This window comes from Vibrio sp. AND4, assembly GCF_000171815.1.
GTDB lineage: Bacteria > Pseudomonadota > Gammaproteobacteria > Enterobacterales > Vibrionaceae > Vibrio.
The window spans coordinates 1-2,152 of the sequence record NZ_ABGR01000093.1; the positions used below are offsets into that span (position 1 = coordinate 1).

2 protein-coding genes are annotated in these 2,152 nt (G+C 46.5%); one reads left to right on the plus strand and one right to left on the minus strand.

Features of this window, described 5'->3' with window-relative positions; translation table 11 throughout:
* The coding region (gene coxB, locus AND4_RS18800) for a cytochrome c oxidase subunit II (RefSeq protein WP_009844575.1) at positions 1 to 845 on the minus strand (845 nt) is incomplete at its 3' end.
* Positions 846 to 1,174: 329 nt separating this feature from the next.
* On the opposite strand from coxB, the gene AND4_RS18805 reads away from it, so the two are divergent.
* Positions 1,175 to 2,152, plus strand: a 978-nt coding sequence (locus AND4_RS18805) for a phospho-sugar mutase (protein WP_009844576.1), incomplete at its 3' end; no start/stop codon positions are given.

The window sequence follows — 2,152 nt, forward strand, 5'->3', positions numbered from 1 at the left end:
AAATCTTCTATCGAGAGGGCCTGGGTTAATGCTTCTTGCGCGGTGGCTTTTTGTAGTGCGATCTCATGTTTCTTATCTTTCATCCACTGGTCGAAGTCATCTTCCGTCATCGCGTGAACAACAACTGGCATAAATCCATGTGCTCGCCCACAAAGCTCTGCACATTGCCCGCGATAAACACCCGGTTGATCTATCTTGGTCCATGCTTCATTGATAAAGCCCGGGATAGTGTCTTTCTTCACCGCAAAGTCAGGGACCCACCATGAATGGATAACATCATCTGAGGTCATCAGGAAACGCACTTTGCGATTAATGGGCAAGACAAGCGGGTTGTCCACTTCGAGTAAGTAATGTGCCCCTTTCGCTTCGATGCCATCAATCTCTTTCTGGCTGGTTGCGAGTAGACTGAAGAATTCGACATCTTCTCCGAAGTAGCTGTAATGCCACTTCCACTGAGATCCGGTGATCTTAATGGTGAGGTCGGATTGGCTAGTATCTTCCATCGCGACCAGTGTTTTGGTCGCAGGAATCGCCATGGCAATCAAGATAACAACAGGAATAACTGTCCAGATAACCTCCACCTTAGTGCTTTCGTGGAAATTAGCCGCCACAGCCCCTTTTGACTTGCGGTGTCGGAATATGGAATAGAACATCACACCGAACACAACCAAGGCGATGGCACAACAAATGTAAAAGATCAGCATATGTAACTCATACACTTGTTCACTGATACCGGTCACTCCCCGCGTCATGTTATAGTCATTTTGTTCTGACCAACTGGATGGGGAAAATGTGATAAACATCACATTCATTAATAAGGCCAGAGTAGTTGCCAATCTTTTCAACAGTTCTCTCCTCAATTCAGCCATTGCGCATGCGGGAAATTTCTTGATTCAGGACGCAAATATCGAACAAATTTACAAAAATTCATAGAAACTACGATTTCAGCACACTTTGTTGTATTTATGTTAAAAGGCTAGTTATAGTTCAACGGTTCTTCAAGGAATTAACTGTGAATTAATTAGACACAGGTAGAAAAATAAATTTGTTTTATCGATTGCTCTCTTTGTAATGTAATTGATTACCATTTACATTATTAAAAAATGAACGTTGGGACGCTTTTTAGATAAATTTGTCTGTAAAAGCACACTCCACCGGCTAAGGAAAGATGAATATGACAACACCAATTAATCAGTGGCTAGCTCGAGACCCTGACCCTAAAACTCGTGAAGAGCTGCAGCATCTCGTCGATGCAAATAACGAACAAGAGCTGAATGATCGTTTTAGCTCACGCTTGGAATTTGGTACCGCAGGCTTGCGTGGTAAGGTCGGTGCTGGTCCAAACCGCATGAATCGTTTAGTGATTCAAGAAACGGCAACGGGCCTCGGTCATTACCTGATTGAACAAGTCAAAGCAGCCTCGTCTCGTGGCGTTGTTATTGGTTACGATGGTCGTCCAGACTCCAAACAGTTCGCTCACGATACCGCATCAGTACTCACCGCATTGGGCATCAAGGTTTACCTAACCCATGACGTAGCAGCAACACCCATTGTTGCTTTTGGTGTTCGTCAACTAAATGCCGCAGCGGCAGTAGTCGTCACCGCAAGTCACAACCCACCCGAGTACAACGGCTTTAAAGTGTACTGGGAGAATGGCGCGCAAATCATACCACCGCATGACTCTGGCATTGCGGCGAAGATAGAGCAAGCCACAACAAAACCGCTTCCTCAGATGTCACTGGACGAGGCAAACCAAAAAGGTTTGTTAGTTTGGCTTGAGGACGAGTACTACCAATCTTATCGCAAGGCAATGAACGACAATACTCTCCTAAGCCCCGACAGCAACACGGACATTTCCATTGTCTACACGGCAATGCACGGTGTGGGTGCCAAGATGGCAGAAACTCTGCTTGCAGATGCTGGCTTTAGCCAAGTTGCAAGTGTCCCAGAGCAGCGTGAACCAGACGGCACATTCCCTACCGTCAACTTCCCCAACCCTGAAGAAGCTGGAGCAATGGACATGGTGATGGCACTCGGTAAATCCGTGAATGCCGATATTGCCTGTGCAAACGATCCAGATGCAGACCGCTTTGCAGTGGCAGTAAAACGCCCAGACGGCGAGTACCAGATGCTGACGGGTGACCAAGTAGGC